We start from the raw sequence: 21474 nt of genomic DNA on the forward strand, positions 1-21474 counted from the left end.
ACCTCGTGCGTGGGGGCGGTCGCCCCGCCGAACCGCGCCAGCCGCAGCCCCTCCGCCTCGACCGCCGAGCGTTGCCGGGCCGTCAGGCGCCGCCACGGGGTCACCTCGAGTACGGCCGAGTCCTTCGCGACGGCCAGTTTCGCGGTTCCGGCGACCGTCCCGTCGACGAGGACGGCGGAGCGCACGATGCCGTTCTGCGTCACGATCCGGCGACGGTGCTCGTCGGAGACGATCCGGGTCCGGTCGGCGTGCGAGAGCAGGACGTTGTCGTACGGCGCGAGGATCCGCACCGGCGCCGGTGCCGCCGGATCCGGGCGCGGGGCGTCGGGCAGGTCGAACAGCTCGACGCCGTTCTCGTCCCGGAACACCTCGAGCGACGGGCGCAGCCGTTCGAACACCTCCCCGAGCCGCGTCAGCCCCGACCAGGCCTGGGCGTCGCGCACGCTCGCGGGCCCGAACGCGGCGAGGTATCGCCGGAGGACGACGGCCGGGTCCGGCCGTGCCGGTCCGCGACCGGTCCACTCGTCGAGCGGGGTGAGTCGCGGCTGCCCGGAGCGCCCCCACAGCCCCCGCGGCGGCACCTGCACCAGCGGGAGCAGGTTCCGCAGCCCGTAGGCGAGCGCGGCCGGATCGCGGCCGGGGAATCGCTCCGCGAGCAACGGGCGCAGCTCCTGCAGGCTGCGGGGGGCGTCGCCGAGCAGGTCGCGGCCTGCCGCGGCGAGCTCACGCAGGTCCACCCCGGCCAGACCGGCCGCGTACTGGGTGTTGGTGGCCAGGTCCCGGTCCAGCAGTGGCTGGACCCAGTCCCGCAGCGCCGCAGCGTCGGCGGCCGAGACTGCGAAGACCGTGCCGCGCATGAGTACGGTGCGCACCACGTGCCGTCCCTCGATGAGGTCGGCGAGGGCCGCGGGCCGGAACCGCCGCAACCGCGCCCACAGCGCGAAGTAGGGCGGTGTCGGGGCCTGCGCCTGCAGGCCCAGCAGGTGCTCGACCGCGTCGAGCACCGGGAGGTCGGCACGATGCAACAGATGCTGACGGGCGAGGGTGGCGCGGCCGAGAGCACGGACGGTGAGGGTGCGCGGCGTCACGGGAACACCCTGCCACGGCGGACCGACACGGCCTCGTCGGCGCCTGCACCTGGACGGGGCAACCGAGCGTCCGGTAGATGTTTAGTTGAGTTTAGTTTCATGTTGCAGCGTCGAGGAGAGCCGATGTCCGATCCGAGAGGTGCGCGGCTGCTGGTTCCGGTGCTGTGCTTCATCGTCACCACCATCGCCGTGATGCAGACGTCCGTCGTACCGATCGTCGGCACCATTCAGGAACAGCTGGGGGTGAGCACGACCGCCGCGGGCTGGGTCCTGACCGCGAACCTGCTCGCGGCCGCCGTCACCACTCCCCTGCTGGGCCGGCTGGCCGATCTGCGCGGCAAACGCCCGGTCCTGCTCACCGTCCTCGTCGTGGTGTTCGTCGGTTCGCTGCTGTGCGCCGCCGCGGACTCGTTCGCGCTCCTGCTGATCGGCCGGGTCCTGCAGGGCGTGTCGTTCGCGCTGTTCCCCGTCGGCATCGCCGTGCTGCGGGCCGAACTGCCGCCGCAGCGATTGATCGGGGCGATGGGCCTGTTCTCCGGAACGCTCGGCGTCGGTGGCGCGATCGGCATGGTGCTCACCGGCCTGATGGTCTCGGGCGGCGACTACCGTCGCGTGTTCTGGCTGGTGGCGGCGTTCAACGCCGTCGCGTTGCTGAGCGCGTTCCTCGTCGTGCCGCGACGACCGCGGTCCGCGGACGGACGGATCGACTGGCTCGGCGCGATCCTGCTGGCCGTCGGGCTGGCGCTGGTGCTGCTGGCCCTGTCCGAGGGCGGAACGTGGGGTTGGGCGTCGGCGCTCACCCTCGGGAGCGCCGCACTCGGGCTGGCCGTGCTCGCGGCGTGGCTGCTCTTCGAACGGCACGTCGACGAGCCGCTCGTGCCGCCGCGGATGCTCACCGATCGGCCGGTGTTCGTGGTGCACGGCGCCGCGTTCCTCGTCGGCATGGCCATGTTCGTCAGCTTCCTCGCGACGGCGTACTTCGTGCAGACGCCGCCCGCCGTCGCCGGATACGGATTCGGCGCCACCGTGCTCGAGGCGACCGCGGTGTACATGCTGCCCGGCGCGCTCGTCGGGGTGGTCGCCGCGGCACTCGCGGGCCGGCTCATCCACCGGTTCGACGCCCGATGGGTGCTGATCGGAGCGTGCATTCTCGGGATCGCCGGCTTCGCCCTGGTGGCGGTCGTGCACGACCGGAGCTGGCAGCTGATCGTCTCCGGCATCCTCGTGACCACCTTCGTCAGCCTCGCCTATGCCGCACTGCCCGCCCTGCTCGTCGCCGAGATCCGTCCCGATCAGACCGGGGTTGCGAACAGCATCAACTCCATCGCCCGCACGGTGGGCAGTTCGCTCAGCAGTGCGGTGGTCACGACCCTGCTGGCCACGCTGACCGTTCGCGGCACGGGCGTCGTCCGCGAGAGCGCATTCGTCGCGGCATTCGGGTTGGGTGTCGCGGCCGCGGCCGTGGCCGCACTGCTCGTTCTCATCGGCGGGCGACCGGCCACGCGCGCACTGAGCGACCGCGAGGAGGACGAGGTCGAGGCGACGGCCCTGGCCGCCGAATGGAGCACGGTGTCCGGTCTCGCGGCGGAGCACACCGCGACCGGGCAGACCGACGCGGTCCGCCGGGGCTGACCTCGCGGTCGGGAACGGGACGGAACCGGGCGTCCTCAGCCCTTTCCCGTTCTGCGTCCGCTCAACCCTGCAGTGCGCGCACCGCCTCCTCCGCCTGCTGCGCCGCCTCCTCGGCCTTCGCGGCGTCCTCGTCGGCCGTCCGGGCGGTGCGTCGCGCGAACTCGCGCTGGTGTTCCACCCGGCCCAGCTCCTCGCGCAGCCGCGCGACGTGCTCGTCGAGTTGTTCGACCGCGGCACGTGCGCGCTCCGCCACCGACCGGGCCTCGTCGGCGGTGTTCCGCGCCGTTTCCGCCTCGGCGACGGCGGCCTCCAGCGCTCGCCGCGTGCGCTCGGCCTCCTCGATGTCGTCCGCCCCGGTGCCCTTCCGTTCCGGCGCGGGCGGAACGACCGACAGTCCGACCGGTCCGAACCCGCTGTAGTCCAGCGGCGTCTCGAGTCGGCCACCGCGCACCTGCTCGGCCAGCTCGGCCTCGGCGAGTGCGGCGTGCAGGGTCTGGCCCACCTCGCGCAGCGCGGCTTCGGATGCCCGCCGACCGTGCTCGGCGGCGAGCCGGGAGGCCGTCTTCTCGAGCGCACCGATCACCCGCCGTCGCTGGGTGGACAGCCGCCGCAGCTCGGCTCCGGAGAGCTGACGCTGCGCGGTACGCAGGGCCTCGCCGAGTCCGAGCAGGGCCGTGATCTCCTCGGGTCTCTCGCGGACGAGGAGGTTCACCAGCCACGCCGACACGGTCGGCTTGCGCAGCCGGCCGACCCCCGCCGCGAGTTCCCGGTCGCCGGCGTCGCGGGCACGGGCGACGTACTCCTTACGGGCCGCGGTGAACTCACCCGGATCGAGCCCGTACAGCTCGTCGGCGATGTCGTCGAGGTCCACCGGCCTACTATGCACTCCTCGGTCAGAGGGTGACGTTCTCCCCCGTCGCCTGGTCGAACAGGGCAACCTTCGCCGGATCGAACCACAGCTGCACCGGCCGGCCCTTCGCGACGTCGGACTCGGCGGGCAGCCGCGCGACCATCGAGCCGCCGGCGAGATCGGCGACGCCCACATCGGCTGCCAGATCGTCGAGGTCGCTCGAATGCAGCTCCGGGGACTCGACGGTGAAGTACGCGTACTTGTCCGACCCCATGGATTCGAGCACGTCGATGTCGACCGTGAAGATGGTGCCCTGCTCGCGCTGCGCCGGGTCCAGGAGCGCGGCGTCCTCGAAGTGCTCGGGCCGGATGCCGACGACGACGTCACGTCCCGGATCGTGCTTCTGCACGGCCGCCCACCGCTCGGCCGGCAGCGTGAAGTCCCCGATCGCGGTGCGCACTCTGTCACCGTCGAGCCGGCCGGCGAAGAAGTTCATCGACGGCGAGCCGATGAACCCCGCCACGAACAGGTTCTTCGGCCGGTCGTAGAGCTCCTGCGGGGCACCGATCTGCTGCACCAGCCCGCCGCGGAGGACGACCACGCGGTCCCCGAGCGTCATGGCCTCGGTCTGATCGTGGGTGACGTACACCGTGGTGGTGCCCAGGCGCTTCTGCAGCCGGGCGATCTCGGTGCGCATCTGCACCCGCAGCTTGGCGTCGAGGTTGGACAGCGGCTCGTCCATGAGGAACGCCTTGGGATTGCGCACGATCGCCCGTCCCATCGCCACCCGCTGTCGCTGCCCGCCCGACAGGTTCGACGGCTTGCGGTCGAGGTGGCCGGTCAGGTCGAGGATCTTCGCCGCCTCCTCCACCTTTCGCGCGACCTCGTCCTTGGGGACCTTGGCCAGGGTGAGCGGGAAGGCGATGTTCTCCCGGACGGTCATGTGCGGGTACAGCGCATACGACTGGAACACCATCGCGATGTCGCGGTCCTTCGGCGCCTTCTCGTTGACCCGCTCGCCCCCGATCCGCAACTCGCCGGAGGAGATGTCCTCGAGGCCGGCGATCATGTTCAGCGTCGTCGACTTTCCGCAGCCCGAGGGGCCGACCAGGATGATGAACTCGCCGTCGGCGATCGTCATGTCCACGTCGCTGACCGCTCGCGCCCCGTCGGGGTAGAGCTTGGTCACCTTGTCCAGCACGATTTCAGCCATGTGGGTCATCCCTTCACTGCGCCGGACGTCAGGCCGGCCACGATGCGACGTTGGAAGATCAGCACGAACACGATGATCGGAATGGTGATGACCACCGCGGCCGCCGCGATCGAGCCGGTGGGCTCCTCGAACTGGGAGGCTCCGGTGAAGTTCGCGATTGCCGCGGGCGCGGTGATGGACCGCTCGGTGGACGTCAGCGAGATCGCGAACAACAGGTCGTTCCAGCAGAAGATGAACACCAGGATCGCGGCGGTGACGATGCCCGGCGCCGCGAGCGGCGCCACCACCTTCCGGAAGGCCTGCCCGGGTGTGGCGCCGTCCATCTTGGCGGCCTTCTCGAGTTCCCACGGGATCTCCTTGAAGAACGCCGAGAGCGTGTAGATCGCCAGGGGCAGGGAGAAGGTGATGTACGGGATGATCAGGCCCGCCCAGGTGTCGAACAGCCCGAGTCTGCGGATGATGTCGAACAGCGGGCTGACGAGCGAGATCTGCGGGAACATCGCGATCAGCAGCGCGACACCGACGAGGATCTTCTTGCCCGGGAAGTCGAGCCGGGCGATCGCGTACGCCGCCATGGTGCCGATGACCACCGCGATCACCGTGGCGATCAGTCCGATGCCGATCGAGTTGATCAGTGCGCTGGTGAATGCGTCGGTGCGGAAGATGCCGCGGTAGTTGTCCAGGGTCCATTCCTGGGGGATGAAGCGCCCGTCCTTGATCGTGCCGGCCGGCTTGAACGACAGGCTGGCGATCCACAGCACCGGCACGAGTGCGTACAGCAGTACGAGCAGGTTCACCGCCGACCAGCTCAGTTTGCGCCGCGGGGTTTCGGTCGTCGTCATCACCGCTTCCCTTCCGCATCGGAGCCGGGCGCCGAGGCCCCGAACAGTTTGATGAACATGAACGCGATGATCGCCACGCACAGGAAGATCAGGACGCTGATCGCCGAGCCGATGCCCAGGTTGAATGCTTTGAACAGGTTGTCGTATCCGAGGATCGACACCGAGCCCGTGCCGTTCGACCCGCGCGTGAGGACGTAGATGTTGTCGAAGATGCGGAACGCGTCGAGCGTGCGGAACAGCAGCGCCACCAGGATCGCCGGCTTCATCAGCGGGACGATGATCTTGGTCAGCCGGGTCCACGCACCCGCGCCGTCGACCTGGGACGCGCGCAGCAGGTCGTCCGGGACGAGCGCCAGCCCGGCGAGGAGCAGCAGCGCCATGAACGGGGTGGTCTTCCACACCTCGGCGAGCACGATGATCGCCAGTGACGGAAGTTGTTCGGTCAGTGGGGCGCTGCCCTCGGGGAGCAGATTCGCCAGGTAGCCGGTGCCCGGCGTCCAGGCGTAGTACCAGCTGTAGGCGGCGGCGACGGTGACGATCCCGTACGGGATCAGCACCACGGTGCGGACGGTGCCCTTGCCGACGATGGTGCGGTGCATGATCAGCGCCAGCGCCAGCCCCAGGACGAATTCGATCGCCACCGACACGACGGTGATGCCGGCGGTGACGAAGAAGGCCTGCCACCAGAACGCATCGGTGAGGACCGAGACGTAGTTGGCGAATCCGACGAATTCACGCTCGTCGGGGAAGCGCAGGTCGTACCGCTGCAGGCTCAGCCACACCGCGTACCCCACGGGGTAGGCGGTGACGGCGAGCATCATCAGCGCCGCGGGCGCGACCAGCCACAGCCCGAGTCGGCGTTCGGCCTTCTTCCCTTCGGACAGAACAACTTTCCCGCGCTCGGACGATACGGGCCGGTCGCCCTCGGCCGGTGGGACGGGTCGGGTTGCGGGCGTGGTGGTCACGGGATCAGCCCTTCCGAATTGACCGCCTTGCGGACCTGCTCGGCGAGTTCGTCGACCGTGCGCGGCGGGTCGATCTGGTCGACCGGATTGAGAGTCGCGGTGATGAGCGTCGAAATGCTCTGATACGCAGGCGAAACCGGGCGCACCGCCGCGTTCTCGAGACTCTCGCGCACCTCCCGCCACATCGGGTATGCCTGCTGGAACTCCGGATCGTCGTACAGCGATGCCAGCGTGGGCGGGACACCGCCGTCGACGGCGTTGTTGCGCTGGTTCTCCTCGTTGCGCAGGCACTGCACGGCTTCGAACGCGAGGTCGGGATACCTGGTGGTGCGGGCGACCCCGATATTGAACCCGCCGATCGTGACCTCGGCCGGCTTGCCGGGGACCACCGACGGGTACGGGGCGGGGAGGAAGTTCTGCTCGCCGTTCACCGTCAGGACCGTGTTGCCGGTGTTCTCGGCGGTCACGTTGCCGTTCTCGTCGACGAAGGGCAGAAAGCCCTTCTCGGAGTTCTCGACGATGCCGGGGTAGACGAACGGCCAGTTCACCTGGAACGCGGCCTTGCCGCTCTCCATACCGAGACGCGCAGCGGCCTCGTCGGACTGGTTCAGCGACGGGTCCGCACCGGGCGCGGTCGCCACCCGCTTCATGATGTCCAGAGCCGTCACCGCGGCGTCACCGTCGGCCACGGTGACGGTGGTGCCGTCCTCTGCCACGACCGATCCGCCGGCGCTGGCGAGCAGGGTGTTGAACCACACCATCAGGCCCTCGTACTGGCGGGCCTGCACCCCGATCCAGCTGGGGCGGCCCTCGGCCGCGAGCCCGCTCGCGATGTCGATCATCTCGTCCCACGTCTGCGGTGGCCGCCCGTCGGGCATCAGGTCCTTGCGATACCAGAGCAACTGGGTGTTGGTGTTCAGCGGTGCCGCATAGAGGGTGCCCTGCCACGTGGCGGACTCCAGCGGTCCGGCGAGGGTGCCTTCGGACACCGCGGCCGCGACGTCCGGCGGCAGCGGCAGCGCCCAGCCCGCCTCGGCGAACTCGGCCGTCCACACGACGTCGAGTGTCATCAGGTCGAGGGTCTCGTCCCCGCCGGTGAGCCGCCGCGCGAGCTGCAGCCGCTGGTCGTCGGCGCCCTTGGGCAGGGTGCGCTGCTCGATGGTGTACCGGCCACCGGCGGCGGCGGTGCAGTTCGCCGCCGCGGCCGCGTACTGCTCCGCGCCGTCGGCGGCGGTGTAGAAGCTCAGTACCGTCCCGTCGGACTCGCTGCCGCACGCCGCGACCGACGACAGGGCGAACACCGCCGCGGCGCCCACCAGTACGACCCGCACCGCCCGTCTCCGCACCACAGCCTCCAGCCGTCGTCCTGCGCGACGGTGACTTCCGTCACACTTGGTGCGAACGTAACGCACCGGACGCCGCCGCGCGACTCAACTGCCGCCCGGAACGGAACTGTGATCGAACGGTCTACAACGCGAGCTTGGCGAGCAGGTCCCGTGCCCGTTCCGCGTTGCGCGGCGCGCACAGCACGTCGTAGCGGCCGGCCACCAGCTGCATCGTCGACGAGAAGTCGCGCTGGCCGCGCGTCGCGGCGTACGGGATGGTCGTGGAGATCAGGCCGAAGACGATGCCACCGACCATGCCGACGAGCAGGGGGCCGAGGAAATCGGTCGAGAAGATCCCGAGCAGCAGACCGAAGAACAGACCGAGCCAGGCGCCGGAGGCGATGCCGCCGCCGATCACCTTCGCCCACGTCAACCGGCCGGTGACCCGCTCGACCTGCATGAGATCGACACCCACGATGGTGACGTCCTCGACCGGGAAGGACTGGTCCGAGAGATGGTCGACAGCGCGCTGCGCCTCGGCGTAGGTCGTGTACGAACCGACCGGCCAGCCGCTCGGCGGAGTCGGCAGGCCCGGCGTGGCGCGTCCCGGCTGTCCGAGGGGGTTGGTCATCTTCGGCTCCTTCTCGTGACTGCGCGCCCCGATCCGGCGCACCCTGTCCATTCTGCCCGTCTGCGCCTTCGGCGCCGGTGCGTCCTTTGGGCTGCTCCCACCGCCCAAAGGACACACCGGCGGCGCAGCCGCCTACTGCGGCGGCTCGAACGTCGTGGTGCGGGCCATTCCGGCTGCCCGGCCCTTCGCCGAGATCACCAGCGCCATCTTGCGGCTGGCCTCGTCGATCATCTCGTCCCCGAGCATCGCGGCGCCGCGCGCGCCGCCAGCCGCGGAGGTGTGCCACTCGTAGGCGTCGAGGATCATCTCGGCCTTGTCGTAGTCCTCCTGCCGCGGACTGAAGACCTCGTTCGCGGCGTCGATCTGGCTGGGGTGCAGCACCCACTTGCCGTCGAAGCCGAGGGCCGCGGTCCGCTGCGCGGAGCGCCGGAACGCCTCGACGTCGCGGATCTGGAGATACGGCCCGTCGATCGCCTGCAGCCCGTGGGCCCGGGCCGCCATGAGGATGGTCATGAGGATGTGGTGGTAGGCGTCGCCGCGGTCGTAGCCGTCGGGCTGCTCCCCGACGACGAGGGTGCGCATGTTGATGCTCGCCATGAAGTCGGCCGGGCCGAACACCAGCGTCTGCACGCGCGGGCTGGCGGTGGCGATCGCGTTGATGTTGGTCAGCCCGAGAGCGTCCTCGATCTGCGGCTCGATACCGATGCGTCCGACCTCGAGCCCGTGGGCCTTCTCCACCTGAGTCAGCAGGAGATCGAGCGCCTGCACATGGCTCGCGTCGGGAACCTTCGGCAGCAGGATCGCATCGAGGTGCGCGCCGGCGCCACCCACCACGGTGGCGACGTCGAGATAGGTGGCATCGGTGGTCCAGTCGTTGACCCGCACCACCTTCAGTTGCTCGCCCCACCCGCCCTCGTTCAGCGCCTCGACGATCGTCGTGCGGGCCTGCTCCTTCGCCAGCGGGGAGACGGCGTCCTCGAGATCGAGGAACACCTCGTCGGCAGGCAGGCCCTTGGCCTTGTCGATCATCTTGCGGCTGCTGCCGGGAACGGCGAGCACGGACCTGCGGGGCCTGAAGTCGAACGACATGGGCTGGGCAGACCTCCGTGTTCCGAAATCGACGACCGCACGTTCTAGCCTGACCATCATGGCAGCAGTGAGCAAGGTATTCGCGGCGAGGCTCGCAGGTCTGGTGGTCCTGGGACCCGACGGCGAGTCGATCGGCCGGGTGCGCGACGTCGTGCTCACCATCCGGATCGGGCGGCAGCAGCCCCGGGTGCTCGGTCTGGTCGTCGAACTGCCGACGCGCAAGCGAATATTCGTGCCGATGCTGCGCGTGACGGCGATCGAGCCGGGGGCCGTCACCCTGAACACCGGCAACGTCAGCCTGCGCCGGTTCACGCAGCGACCGACCGAGGTGCTGGCGCTCGCGCAGGTGCTCGATTCGAAGGTCCGGGTCGACGACCCCGAGCTGGGTGAGCTCGCGGGCGTGGACGTGGTCGTCGTCGATCTCGGCATCGAACTGACCCGCACCCGGGACTGGGTGGTCTCGCGCGTGGCCGTGCGGGCCCAGCGCGGCCGGTTGGGCCGGCGGTCCGCGATCCATGTCGTGGACTGGCAGCACGTGCACGGGCTGACCTACAGCAACCTCGGAATGCCCGGCCAGGGTGTCTCGCAGCTGCTGCTGCAGTTCGAGGACATGCGCGCCGCCGACGTCGCGAACGCGCTGCGCGAGCTGCCGGAGAAGCGCCGGCACGAGGTGGCGGTCGCCCTGGACGACGAGCGGCTCGCCGACGTCGTGCAGGAGCTGCCGACCGACGACCAGACCGATCTGCTGATGCACCTCGAGGTGGAACGCGCCGCGGACCTGCTCGAGGCGATGGACCCCGACGACGCCGCCGATCTGCTCGGCGAGCTGCCCGACTCGGACGCCGAGTCGCTGCTGCGCCTGATGGATCCGGAGGATTCCGAGCCGGTGCGGCGGTTGCTCGAGCACTCCCCCGACACCGCCGGCGGCCTCATGACCCCCGAGCCGGTGGTGCTCACCCCGGCGACGACGGTGGCCGAGGCACTGGCCCGGGTGCGCAACCCGGACCTCACCCCGGCGCTGGCGTCCATGGTGTTCGTCGTCCGGCCGCCCACCGCGACCCCGACGGGCAAGTATCTCGGCTGCGTGCACCTGCAGCAGCTGCTCCGGGAGCCGCCGGCCGGCCTGGTGGGCGGGATCGTGGACAACGACCTGCCACGACTGGACCCCGACGATTCGCTCACCGCGGTCACCCGGTACTTCGCGACGTACAACCTGGTGTGCGGGCCCGTGCTGGACGACGAGGGGCACCTGCTCGGTGCCGTGACGGTGGACGACGTGCTCGATCACCTGCTGCCCGAGGACTGGCGCGAAGAGGAGGCCGACGATGAGTGACCGTTCCGCCGTGGCCCGGCAGCGCCTCGACACTCCCCGAACCGGCCGGTTCCGGGTCAACTTCGACGTCGAGGCGGTCGGCCGCGTCAGCGAATCGATCGCCCGGTTCCTCGGCACCGGGCGCTACCTGGCCATCCAGACGGTCGTGGTGATCGTGTGGATCCTGCTCAACGTCTTCGCCGTGACGTTGCAGTGGGATCCGTACCCCTTCATCCTGCTGAACCTCGCGTTCTCCACGCAGGCCGCCTACGCCGCGCCGCTGATCCTGCTCGCCCAGAACCGGCAGGAGAACCGGGACCGGGTGTCACTCGAGGTGGACCGGGCACGCGCCGCCCAGACCAAGGCCGACACCGAGTTCCTCGCGCGGGAGCTGGCGGCGCTGCGGCTGGCGGTCGGCGAGGTGGCCACCCGCGACTACCTCCGGCGCGAGCTCGACGATCTGCGCGCGCTGCTGATCGAACCGGAGGAGGAGGACACGACGTCGACGGCATCCGGCAAAACGCGCCCGGCCCGCCGCTGAGACGTGACGCGCTGTAACGTCCATCACAGCCCGTCGATGGTGTCGGTGGGGTGACTGTCCGCGACGAGTAGGTCTGTGGGGTGATGGCGTGCGCTGGCAGGGTCTGATCGCGGTGCCGGTGGTGCTCGGTGCCGGGTTCGCGGCGGTCGCGTCGTCCCCGGCACCGGTGGCTGCGACGGAGCACAGGGAGCCGGTCGCCGTGACGGCGGCGGACGGCAGCACCGGGGTCGGGGTCCTGCCGGCGGACCCGGCGGCGCCGCGACCCGTACGCGGGGCCGAGGCTCCGGCCGGCGCTCCCGCGGCGGATCTTCCGCCCGAGGTCACGGTCGCACCCGGACAGCCGTCGCCCGTGCTGGCCGGTGAGGGCCCCCTGGCGATCCCGGAGCTGGTGCTCTACGCGTATCGGGCGGCCGAGATGCAGCTTGCGATCGATGAGCCCGAGTGCGCACTGCCGTGGCATCTGCTCGCCGCGATCGGACGGATCACGTCGCAGCACGCGGACTCGGGACGCACCGACGTGCTGGGCACGCTCACGACCGCGCGCGTGGCTCCCGGCACGGGCAGACTCGGGCCGATGCAGCTGCCCCCGGCGGTCTGGTCGCAGTTCTCCGCCGACGGCAACGCGGACGGCACCGCGGATCCCCAGAACGTCTTCGACGCCGGTCTGGCGGCCGGCGCCTGGCTGTGCTCGGACGACGCGCGCCTGGCCGAGGCCGACGCCCGCGCCCGCGCGGCTGCCCGGTTCGATCCGTCGCCGGAGTTCGTCGCCAACGTGCAGGCCTGGTCGGCCGCGTACGAGAAGGGCGCCGCGGTCTCGCCGGGGATCGTCGTCCCGCCCTTGGCGCCGCCGGCCGTTCCGGCCCGGCCGAACACCGTCGACGTCGCGGAGACCGTTCCCGCACCCGTGTCCGGGACCACGACGGCACCCACGCCGGCGCCGGTCCCGGCTCCCGCGGTCGAGCCGGTCCCCGTCCCCGCGCCGGCAGTCGAGGCACCGCCGGCCGCGCCGGCTGTCGAGGCACCGCCGGCTGCGCCGGTGCTGCCGCCGCTGCCGTGTCTCGTCCCGGCGCTGTGCCCGGCGCCGCCCGCACCCTGATCGGTCACGCCTCGATCTCGTCGTAACCCCCAGCTCCAGCCGTTTGCCCAGCTCAGCGCGTTACATCACGGTAGGGTAACGGAAACGCATCGCTTCCTGTATGGTCGGTACCGCCATGTAACGAAAGCGTCTCGGGGAAGGCGCCCAGGAGGTATCGAGTGGGTCGGCACAGGAAGCCTTCGGAGTCCAAGCTCCGCCGCAATTCGGTCATCGCCCTCACCGGACTGGTTCCGGTCGGCGTGGTCGCCGCGGCCACCAGCGCCGGGGCGAGCCCCAAGACCCTGTTCGGCGTGCAGGACACCGAAGCGGTGGCCGAGCCCGTGACTGCGGCGACCGAGACCACCTACATCGCCGACGGGATCTCCCGCGACGTCGCCGCCGCGGCCGCCCTCATGACCGCACCGGAGCCTACCGCGGAGCCCGCGGCGGCCCCCGCGCCCGCCCCGGAGCCTGCCCCCGCCGCCCCGGCACCGCTCCAGCCCGGCCCCCTCGGGATTCCCGGCATCAACTTCGCCGCCTACCAGAACGCCGAGCGGATCCTCGCCGCCGAGACCCCCGGCTGCAACATGTACTGGACACTGCTCGCCGGCATCGGCCAGGTCGAGTCCGGCCATGCCAAGGGCGGTAAGGCCGACGACAAGGGCAACCTCCTCGAACCCGTGATCGGTCTGCCCCTCGACGGCAGCCTGCGCGGCCAGGCCGTCATCCGGGACACCGACGGCGGCACCCTGGACGGCGACACCGTCTACGACCGAGCGGTCGGCCCCATGCAGTTCATCCCCTCCACGTGGAAGCTCTACGCCGGCGACGGCAACGGCGACGGCGTCGCCGACCCGCAGAACCTGTACGACTCCACCCTCACCACCGCCAAGTACCTGTGCGACGGCGGCAACAACATGCACGACCTCGCGCAGGCCACCAAGGCCATCCATCGCTACAACAACTCCATGGCGTACGTCGCGAACGTGCTCGCCTGGTCGGCCGCCTATTCGACCGGCGTCACCCCCAGCGCGGCGGACCTGCCGCGCATCCACTGAGCGGGTGCCACCTACGATTGATGCCATGGCAGTCAGCGAGTCCGACGTCCGCAGCGCCCTGGCGCGGGTTCAGGATCCCGAGATCCGTAAGCCGATCACCGAACTCGGCATGGTCAAGAGCATCGAGATCGGCGGCGACGGCAGCGTCGACGTCGGCATCTACCTGACCACCGCCGGCTGTCCGCTGCGCACCGAGATCACCGACCGGGTCACCAAGGCTGTGGCCGACGTCGCCGGTGTCTCCGCGGTCCGCGTCGAACTCGACGTCATGAACGACGAGCAGCGCACCGAGCTGCGCAAGTCGTTGCGCGGCGACTCCACCGAGCCGGTCATCCCGTTCGCCCAGCCCGGCTCGCTCACCCGCGTCTACGCGGTGGCCTCCGGCAAGGGCGGGGTCGGCAAGTCCTCCGTCACGGTCAACCTCGCCGCCGCCATGGCCGCACGGGGCCTGTCCGTGGGTGTGCTGGACGCCGACATCTACGGCCACTCCATTCCGCGCATGCTCGGCACCGACGCCAAGCCCACCCAGGTGGAGCGGATGATCATGCCGCCGATCGCGCACGACGTGAAGATGATCTCCATCGCCCAGTTCACCCAGGGCAACACGCCCGTGGTCTGGCGGGGACCGATGCTGCACCGCGCGCTGCAGCAGTTCCTCGCCGACGTGTTCTGGGGCGATCTGGACGTGCTGCTGCTCGACCTGCCGCCCGGCACGGGCGACGTCGCGATTTCCGTCGCGCAGTTGATCCCCGGCGCCGAGATCCTCGTGGTCACCACTCCGCAGCAGGCGGCCGCCGAAGTCGCCGAGCGGGCCGGCTCCATCGCCCTGCAGACCCGCCAGCGCATCGTCGGCGTCGTGGAGAACATGTCGTGGCTCGAGCTGCCCGACGGCACCCGGATGGACGTGTTCGGCACGGGTGGCGGTCAGGCCGTCTCCGAGCGGCTCACCCGCGCCGTCGGCGCGACCGTCCCGCTGCTGGGTCAGATCCCGCTCGATCCGGCGATCCGCGAGGCCGGCGACGCCGGAACCCCGATCGTTCTCAGTGCCCCCGACTCGCCCGCAGGCACGGCGCTGCGCGAGATCGCCGAGAAGCTCGCCGTGCGTCGCCGCGGCCTGGCCGGCATGTCGCTGGGGATCGACACCACCCGTCACCTCTAGGCGCCTGCGGCGCCGGTGTGTCCTTTGGGCTGTCCTGACCGCCCAAAGGACACACCGGCCGCGCAGCGGCCTAGGTCGCGTCGGAGTCGATGGGGGGCTTTTCTCCCGCTGTCAACGGCGGCGGGACGGGCTTGCTCACCGGCTTGGTGCCGGGCTTGTCGAAGTCGCCGGTGAGTAGGGAGTCGTCGCCGTCCAGCAAGTGCTTGGTGATGACCGCCTTCGGCGTCATGCCACGGAGCTGGTTCAGTTCGGACAGGGGTTGCCGCAGGTCGTCGAACTCGGGGCCGAGCTCCTCCTTCAGCTGCTCCTTCGCGCCGGATGCGTAGTCGCGGACCTGCCGCAGCGACCTGGTCACCCAGGACACCGCACCGGGCAGCCGCTCGGGGCCGAGGACCACGAGCGCCGCGACGAGCAGGACCATGAATTCGCCCCAACCGATATTGCCGAACACCGTTCCAGGGTACGTGGTGACGCGGGGTTCGCAGCCCGGAGGACCCAGGTCACAGCGGATTCCCAGCGAAGCGGCAGCGGACGGTCAGTCGGACATCGGGGTCACCTGCACGTCGACCAGGCGTCCCGCACGTACCAGCTGCACCGTGACCGGCTTGCCGATCTCCTGAGCATGCACGGCGACGACCAATTCGTCCGCGCTGGTCACCTCGCGGTCCCCGACCTTGACGATGACGTCGCCCTCGACGATGCCCGCCTGCTGCGCCGGGCTGCCCTGCTGCACGTTGGCGACCTCGGCGCCGCTGGCGACGTCGTTGGCCACGCTACGGGTGTTGACGCCGATCTCCGGGTGGCGCATCTCGCCGGTGCGGATCAGTTCCTGGGCGACGGCGGTGACGTCGTCGATCGGGATGGCGAACCCGAGACCGACGGAACCACCCGTCTCGGTCTTGATGGCCGAGTTGATGCCGATGACGCGGCCCTCGGCATCGACGAGCGGGCCGCCGGAGTTGCCGGGGTTGATGGAGGCGTCCGTCTGCACGGCGTCGATCACGGCATCGGTGTCGGTGCCCTGCCCGCCCAGGCGCATCGGGCGGTTGAGTGCGCTGACGATGCCGCGGGTGACGGTCTTGCTCAGTCCGAGCGGGGAACCGACGGCGATCACGTCCTCCCCCACCTGCACGTCCTCCGAACGGCCGAGTTCGGCGACCGTGAGGTTGTCCGCGTCGACCGAGAGCACCGCCAGATCGGTCTTGATGTCCCGGCCGACGATCTCGGCAGGCACCTTCGTGCCGTCGTTGAACGTGACCTGGATCTTGGCGTCCGGTGCCGTGGCGGCCATCGAGACGACGTGGTTGTTGGTGACGATGTATCCGGCGCCGTCGATGACGACACCGGACCCGGTACCGGCCTCCTCGCCGAGGGTCACCTGGATCGAGACCACCGCGGGCAGCACCGCATCGGCGACGCGGGCCACCTGCCCGGACGGCAGGTCGCCGTCCTGATCCACCTGGGCCAGCGTCACGCTACGGCTGGTGAGGGATCCGGTGTCGGACGTGACGAGCGCGACGACGAGGCCGCCGACCATGCCGATGGTCAGCGCGACCGCGGCGAGCGTGGCGAGGGCGCGGGTCTCGATCCGGCCGCCGAAGAGGACCTCCCGCAGCGTGAGCTTCGGGGCGGGCGGCAGCGGCTGCTCGTCGTGGGACTGTGCGGGCGCGCCCAGGCGCACGTTCGTGGCGGGGTCTCGCCACGGGTCCGGCTCGGGACCGTCCGCATCGGCCTCGGCGTCCGGGTCGACGGGGGGCCGTTGCAGGATCTCGGAGGTGTCCGCGGGTCGGCCGAACGCCTCGGCCAGCACCGGATCGGTGGGCGCACCGTGACGGACCGGCGGCTCGGCGGCGCGTTCCTCGGCGGACCGCCCGAACGGGCCGGTCGTGCCGGCCGGACGGCCGAAGACGCGGTTGGCGGCATCGTCGACGGCCGGGCGGTAGACCGGGCGGGGCTGCAGACGGGGCGTATCGGCACGGCAGGACACCTCAGGCGCGGCGGCACCGTCCGTCTCCGGAGAGCCGGCCCGACGCTCGGACTCCCCGGCCCGACGCTCGGACTCTACTGATTCCGCTGTCACGCGTGCCCGTCTCCCCCGTGTCCGTCAGTCACGGTGCCCAGTATCACCGATGGACCCAGTATCACCGATGGACCCGCCGTCACCGAAGCCACCCGTATCACCAGCGACTCGTATCACCGACGGCACTGCCACCGGACGTCCCGGACTGATCACCGCACACGGGTTCGGGCACCGTCAACGGCGCCAGCGGATCGGCCAGCGTCGCGCGGCCGACCCGAACCGGTCGGTCGCCGGCATGCCCTGGAAACCGGACGCGGGCAGGTTCCGATGATGCTGCGGGATGTCGGCGAGAGCGCCCAGGAGAGTACTCGACATCGGGGGCGGAGCCATCCGGGCGGCGTCGCGCAACGCGCGACGGGCCTGCTGCTGTGCCTCGACCTCCGCGGCGCACTCCGGGCACACGGCCAGATGCTCGGCCGCGCGGAGATACGCATTCATCCGCAGTTCGCCGTCCACGTACGCTGCCACAGCCTCACTCGCCAGGTGCTCCGTGGAACCGAACCGGCGGGTCGGGTGTGCCCTCGTCATGAAACCCTCCTGGCGGCTACCCCGCATCGACTCGACCGACTTCGACCTTCCCATGCTCGCGCAGGTGCTCACGCAGCGCCTGCCGTCCGCGATGGATGCGGCTGCGCACCGTGCCGAGCTTGACTCCCAGTGTGGCACCGATTTCCTCGTAGGACAGACCTTCGATGTCACACAGGACCACAGCAGCACGATAGTCCGGCGCCAGCGAGTCCAGCGCGGACTGCAGGTCGGCGCCGAGCCGGGCGTCGTGGTAGATCTGCTCGGGATCGGGGCCCGCGGAGGGCACGCGGTCGTAGTCCTCGGGCAGCGCCTCCATGCGGATGCGGTTGCGGCGCCGGACCATGTCGAGGAAAAGGTTCGTGGTGATGCGGTGCAGCCAGCCCTCGAAGGTGCCCGGCTGGTAGTTCTGCAACGAGCGGAAGACCCGGATGAAGGTGTCCTGGGTGAGATCCTCGGCGTCCTGCGCGTTCCCGGACAAGCGGTAGGCGAGCCGGTACACCCGGTCGCCGTGCTCGCGCACCAGCTCGTCCCACGACGGCATCACCGCACGGTCACCGGTGGCGTCGAACACTGCCGTGCCGGTGAGCTCGACGTCGGCCGTGGGCTCGACGTCGGGGCTGGGGAGCTGGGGGGAATCGGCCATGTGGATCGCTGGATCCTCCTCTTCGGGACCGCGTGATCGCGAGTGTCGGATGTCGGGTGTCGTGGTCCAACACCGTGTACGCCGGGTTTGTTCCCGGGCCCGCGAGCGCCTGTCGGTGCGGTCTGTTGTGGTACCTACACCTTCACGCACGGTGATGTGGTGCCGATATGAGCAACCTGAGCATCGCCTGAGAATCCTGTCGCCGTGCGCGCCTGCCTGCGACCGGACCCCGGCGACGATAACCTCACTGGGGTGCACACGAATGCCGAACGGATACTGGCTCACGTCGAGAACGTCACAGAGGACGACAACCTCGCCACGGCGCGCGAGCGTGCCCTCGATCTCGGGGCCGAGCCGATCCCGGCAGCGGTGGGTGCGGCTCTCGCGATGTTCACCCGCATGCTCGACGCCCGGACGGTCGTCGAGGTGGGCACCGGTGCCGGCGTCAGCGGGCTGTGGTTGCTGCGGGGCCTGCGCGAGGACGGTGTCCTGACCACCATCGACAGCGAGCCCGAACATCAGCGCGCCGCCAAGACCGCGTTCCGGGAGGCCGGGGTCACGGCCTCGCGCACCCGCCTGATCAACGGGCGCGCGCTGGACGTGCTGCCCCGGCTGGCCGACTCCGCGTACGACCTGGTGTTCGTCGACGCCACCCCCGCCGATCACCCGCACTACGTCCGGGAAGGGGTCCGGCTGCTGCGTCCGGGCGGGGCCATCGTGCTGCACCATGCGCTGCTCTGCGGCCGGGTGGCCGATCCGGCCGAACGCGACTCCGTCGTCCTGGCCGTCCGGGAGGCCACCCGGGCGGTGGTGACCGACGAGCGTCTCGCTCCGGTGTTGCTGCCGGTGGGCGACGGGCTGCTCTGCGCCGCCAAACTCTGAGCCCCGGCGCGGGCCCCGGTCGGATCCCCGTGGTCGGATTCACACGGTCGGATTCACACGGTCAGATCCACACGCCCTTACCGATGGCGACGACGCCGCCGCTGCTGACGGCGAAGCGCTGCCGGTCGCGTTCGAGGTCGACGCCGATGATCTCGCCGTCGCCGACGACGACGTTCTTGTCGAGGATCGCACGCCGCACGACCGCGCCCTTGCCGATGCGCACCCCCGGCATCAGGACGCTGCCCTCCACGGTGGCGCCGTCCTCGACCATGACATTGGAACTGAGCACCGAGTTGCGGACGGTGGCGGCGGACAGGATGCTGCCCGATCCGACGATCGACTCCTGCGCGAGACCACCCTGGACGAACTTCGCCGGCGGCCACATCTCGGAGGCACCGCGGATGGGCCAGCGCCGGTTGTAGAGGTTGAAGATCGGATGCACTGACACCAGGTCCATGTGCGCGTCGTAGAACGCGTCGAGGGTACCCACGTCGCGCCAGTACCCACGGTCACGTTCGGTGGCGCCGGGCACGACGTTGTCGTTGAAGTCGTAGACGTGGGCGGCGCCTTGGGCGACGAGGGCGGGGATGATGTCGCCGCCCATGTCGTGGTCGGAGTCCGGGTTCTCCGAGTCCGCCCGCAACGCCTCGACCAGCACCTTGGTGGTGAAGACGTAGTTTCCCATCGAGGCGAAGGTGACGTTGGGATCGTCCGGGGTGCCGGGCGGGTGGGCGGGCTTCTCCAGGAACTGGGTGATGCGCCCCTGCTCGTCGCTGTCGATGCAGCCGAACGCGAACGCCTCGCTGCGCGGCACCCGGATACCGGCGACGGTCACCCCTGCGCCGGACTCGATGTGCTGGCGCACCATCTGCTCCGGGTCCATCCGGTAGACGTGGTCGGCGCCGAACACCACGATGTACTCCGGATCCTCGTCGTAGACGAGGTTGAGCGACTGGAGGATGGCGTCGGCGCTGCCGGTGTACCAGCGCGGGCCGAGCCGCTGCTGCGCCGGTACCGGGGTGATGTACTCGCCGGTGAAACCCGACAGCCGCCAGGTCTGGGAGATGTGCCGGTCCAGCGAGTGCGACTTGTACTGCGTCAGCACGCAGATCCGCAGGAACCCGGCGTTGACCAGGTTGCTGAGCACGAAGTCGATCAGTCGGTAGGCACCGCCGAACGGTACCGCCGGTTTCGCACGGTCCGCCGTCAGCGGATACAGGCGTTTGCCCTCGCCGCCGGCGAGCACGATTCCAAGCACATGGGGCTGGCTCCTCACACAGTCAACCTATCCGCCACCCCCCGCCACCGCCAGCGAAGAGCCCATCGGTGGCCGGAACGTCACGCGCCGGATAGTTTGATCCGGTGCGGGTGGCAATGATGACGCGGGAGTACCCGCCGGAGGTCTACGGTGGTGCCGGCGTGCACGTCACCGAACTGGTTGCGCAGTTGCGCCGGCTGTGCGAAGTCGACGTGCACTGCATGGGAGCACCCCGGGAGGGCGTCTTCGTCCACGGCCCCGATCCCGCCCTGGCAGGCGCCAACCCGGCTCTGACGACGCTGTCGGCCGAGCTGCGGATGGCGCACGCCGCCGACAGCGCCGACGTCGTCCACTCGCACACCTGGTACACCGGGCTGGCGGGGCACCTCGCCGCCGAGCTGTACGACGTGCCGCACGTCCTGACGGCCCATTCGCTCGAACCGCGCAGACCGTGGAAGGCCGAGCAGCTGGGCGGGGGCTACCGCATCTCGTCGTGGTCCGAACGCAACGCGGTCGAGCACGCGGACGCGGTGGTCGCGGTCAGTGCCGGGATGCGACTCGACGTGCTGGACGCGTATCCGTTCGTCGACCCGGCGCGCGTGCATGTCGTGCGCAACGGCATCGACACCGGCGTGTGGCATCCGGGCCCGGCCGAACCGGGAGAGCCGTCCGCGCTGGAGAAGATCGGAGTCGACCCCGATCGGCCGATCGTCGCGTTCGTCGGGCGCATCACGCGCCAGAAGGGTGTCGGGCACCTGATCGCCGCCGCCCACGACGTCGATCCCGGGATCCAGCTGGTGCTGTGCGCCGGGGCCCCGGACACCCCGGAGATCGCCGCCGAAACCGAGCAGGCCGTGGCCGAACTCGAACGCCGGCGCGGCAACGTCTTCTGGGTCCGGGAAATGCTGCCCACCGAGTCCGTCCGCGAAATCCTCTCGGCAGCAAGAGTTTTCGTATGCCCTTCGGTGTACGAACCGCTGGGAATCGTCAATCTCGAGGCGATGGCCTGCGAGACCGCGGTCGTCGCATCGGACGTCGGGGGCATCCCCGAGGTCGTCGAGGACGGGGTCACCGGCCGGCTGGTGCACTACAACTCCTACGAGCCGCGAGCGTACGAGCAGGCGCTGGCGGCGGCGATCGACGAGGTTGCCGGGGACGCAGTGCTCGCTGCCGAGATGGGCCGGGCCGGGCGGGCGCGGGCCATCGCGGAGTTCTCCTGGGCACAGATTGCGCGGCAGACACTCGCGGTCTACCAGGAGGTCGCCGCCACGCGGCACTGAGCAGGAGGTCGCCGCCACGCGGC

General features: G+C 70.4%; 21 protein-coding genes. 8 read left to right on the top strand and 13 right to left on the bottom strand.

Annotated features, from left to right (window positions below; all coding sequences use genetic code 11):
* Positions 1-1088: winged helix DNA-binding domain-containing protein (locus OEY_RS0102805; protein WP_010592433.1), on the bottom strand; the 1088-nt coding region annotated here is incomplete at its 3' end.
* Between the two features lie 123 nt (positions 1089-1211).
* Here OEY_RS0102805 and OEY_RS0102810 point away from each other — a divergent pair.
* On the top strand, positions 1212-2720 hold the full coding sequence (locus OEY_RS0102810) for an MFS transporter (protein ID WP_010592434.1): 1509 nt from the start codon (positions 1212-1214) through the stop codon (positions 2718-2720).
* Between the two features lie 61 nt (positions 2721-2781).
* On the opposite strand, the gene OEY_RS0102815 is transcribed toward OEY_RS0102810, so the two are convergent.
* The 7 genes from OEY_RS0102815 to OEY_RS0102845 form a co-directional block, all read right to left on the bottom strand.
* Complete coding sequence (locus tag OEY_RS0102815) at positions 2782-3591, bottom strand: hypothetical protein (protein ID WP_010592435.1); 810 nt, start codon at positions 3589-3591, stop codon at positions 2782-2784.
* Positions 3592-3613: 22 nt separating this feature from the next.
* Positions 3614-4783 carry an ABC transporter ATP-binding protein gene (locus OEY_RS0102820; protein WP_010592436.1) on the bottom strand — a complete coding sequence of 390 codons (1170 nt, stop codon included), beginning with the start codon at positions 4781-4783 and terminating at the stop codon, positions 3614-3616.
* Positions 4784-4788: 5 nt separating this feature from the next.
* Complete coding sequence (locus OEY_RS0102825) at positions 4789-5625, bottom strand: carbohydrate ABC transporter permease (RefSeq protein WP_010592437.1); 837 nt, start codon at positions 5623-5625, stop codon at positions 4789-4791.
* Complete coding sequence (locus OEY_RS0102830; RefSeq protein ID WP_174557540.1) at positions 5625-6509, bottom strand: carbohydrate ABC transporter permease; 885 nt, start codon at positions 6507-6509, stop codon at positions 5625-5627. The genes OEY_RS0102825 and OEY_RS0102830 overlap by 1 nt, the downstream gene beginning before the upstream one ends.
* Positions 6510-6586: 77 nt before the next feature.
* Complete coding sequence (locus OEY_RS0102835; protein WP_010592439.1) at positions 6587-7921, bottom strand: ABC transporter substrate-binding protein; 1335 nt, start codon at positions 7919-7921, stop codon at positions 6587-6589.
* A gap of 136 nt (positions 7922-8057) precedes the next feature.
* Positions 8058-8546: a general stress protein gene (locus tag OEY_RS0102840; protein ID WP_003936099.1), complete on the bottom strand. Its 489-nt coding sequence runs from the start codon at positions 8544-8546 to the stop codon at positions 8058-8060.
* Positions 8547-8678: 132 nt separating this feature from the next.
* Positions 8679-9635: an HpcH/HpaI aldolase/citrate lyase family protein gene (locus OEY_RS0102845; RefSeq protein WP_010592440.1), complete on the bottom strand. Its 957-nt coding sequence runs from the start codon at positions 9633-9635 to the stop codon at positions 8679-8681.
* A gap of 58 nt (positions 9636-9693) precedes the next feature.
* On the opposite strand from OEY_RS0102845, the gene OEY_RS0102850 reads away from it, so the two are divergent.
* From OEY_RS0102850 to OEY_RS0102870, 5 genes are all read left to right on the top strand, one after another.
* A complete protein-coding gene (locus tag OEY_RS0102850; protein WP_026138051.1) occupies positions 9694-10968 on the top strand; it encodes a magnesium transporter MgtE N-terminal domain-containing protein in 1275 nt (424 codons plus the stop codon).
* Positions 10961-11488 carry a DUF1003 domain-containing protein gene (locus tag OEY_RS0102855; protein ID WP_010592442.1) on the top strand — a complete coding sequence of 176 codons (528 nt, stop codon included), beginning with the start codon at positions 10961-10963 and terminating at the stop codon, positions 11486-11488. Before OEY_RS0102850 ends, OEY_RS0102855 begins: the two co-directional genes overlap by 8 nt.
* Positions 11489-11576: 88 nt before the next feature.
* Positions 11577-12584, top strand: coding sequence for a hypothetical protein (locus OEY_RS0102860; protein WP_010592443.1), 1008 nt, complete (start codon positions 11577-11579; stop codon positions 12582-12584).
* A 158-nt stretch (positions 12585-12742) separates the two neighbouring features.
* Positions 12743-13621 carry a lytic transglycosylase domain-containing protein gene (locus tag OEY_RS0102865; protein ID WP_010592444.1) on the top strand — a complete coding sequence of 293 codons (879 nt, stop codon included), beginning with the start codon at positions 12743-12745 and terminating at the stop codon, positions 13619-13621.
* Between the two features lie 25 nt (positions 13622-13646).
* Positions 13647-14780 (top strand): Mrp/NBP35 family ATP-binding protein, encoded by a 1134-nt coding sequence (locus OEY_RS0102870; RefSeq protein WP_003936093.1) that lies wholly within the window; start codon positions 13647-13649, stop codon positions 14778-14780.
* A gap of 70 nt (positions 14781-14850) precedes the next feature.
* Here OEY_RS0102870 and tatB read toward each other — a convergent pair whose 3' ends face one another.
* From tatB to sigE, 4 genes are all read right to left on the bottom strand, one after another.
* On the bottom strand, positions 14851-15231 hold the full coding sequence (tatB, locus tag OEY_RS0102875) for a Sec-independent protein translocase protein TatB (RefSeq protein WP_010592445.1): 381 nt from the start codon (positions 15229-15231) through the stop codon (positions 14851-14853).
* Between the two features lie 84 nt (positions 15232-15315).
* Entirely contained in the window at positions 15316-16767 is a 1452-nt protein-coding gene (locus OEY_RS0102880; protein ID WP_010592446.1) for a S1C family serine protease, read from the bottom strand.
* A gap of 267 nt (positions 16768-17034) precedes the next feature.
* Positions 17035-17388 (bottom strand): zf-HC2 domain-containing protein, encoded by a 354-nt coding sequence (locus tag OEY_RS0102885; protein WP_010592447.1) that lies wholly within the window; start codon positions 17386-17388, stop codon positions 17035-17037.
* 16 nt (positions 17389-17404) lie between these two features.
* Positions 17405-18031 carry an RNA polymerase sigma factor SigE gene (sigE, locus tag OEY_RS0102890; protein ID WP_010592448.1) on the bottom strand — a complete coding sequence of 209 codons (627 nt, stop codon included), beginning with the start codon at positions 18029-18031 and terminating at the stop codon, positions 17405-17407.
* A gap of 252 nt (positions 18032-18283) precedes the next feature.
* Between sigE and OEY_RS0102895 the strand changes: the two genes are divergently transcribed.
* A complete protein-coding gene (locus OEY_RS0102895; RefSeq protein WP_010592449.1) occupies positions 18284-18913 on the top strand; it encodes an O-methyltransferase in 630 nt (209 codons plus the stop codon).
* A 61-nt stretch (positions 18914-18974) separates the two neighbouring features.
* On the opposite strand, the gene glgC is transcribed toward OEY_RS0102895, so the two are convergent.
* Positions 18975-20189: a glucose-1-phosphate adenylyltransferase gene (gene glgC, locus OEY_RS0102900; protein ID WP_010592450.1), complete on the bottom strand. Its 1215-nt coding sequence runs from the start codon at positions 20187-20189 to the stop codon at positions 18975-18977.
* An 86-nt stretch (positions 20190-20275) separates the two neighbouring features.
* Here glgC and glgA point away from each other — a divergent pair, with 86 nt between their 5' ends.
* The gene (gene glgA / locus OEY_RS0102905) at positions 20276-21451 is read left to right on the top strand and encodes a glycogen synthase (protein WP_010592451.1); all 1176 of its coding nucleotides are present in this window, start codon (positions 20276-20278) and stop codon (positions 21449-21451) included.
* Positions 21452-21474 lie beyond the last annotated feature (23 nt).

The organism is Rhodococcus sp. P14 (assembly GCF_000256505.1).
In the GTDB taxonomy this organism is placed as follows: Bacteria; Actinomycetota; Actinomycetes; order Mycobacteriales; family Mycobacteriaceae; genus Rhodococcus; species Rhodococcus ruber.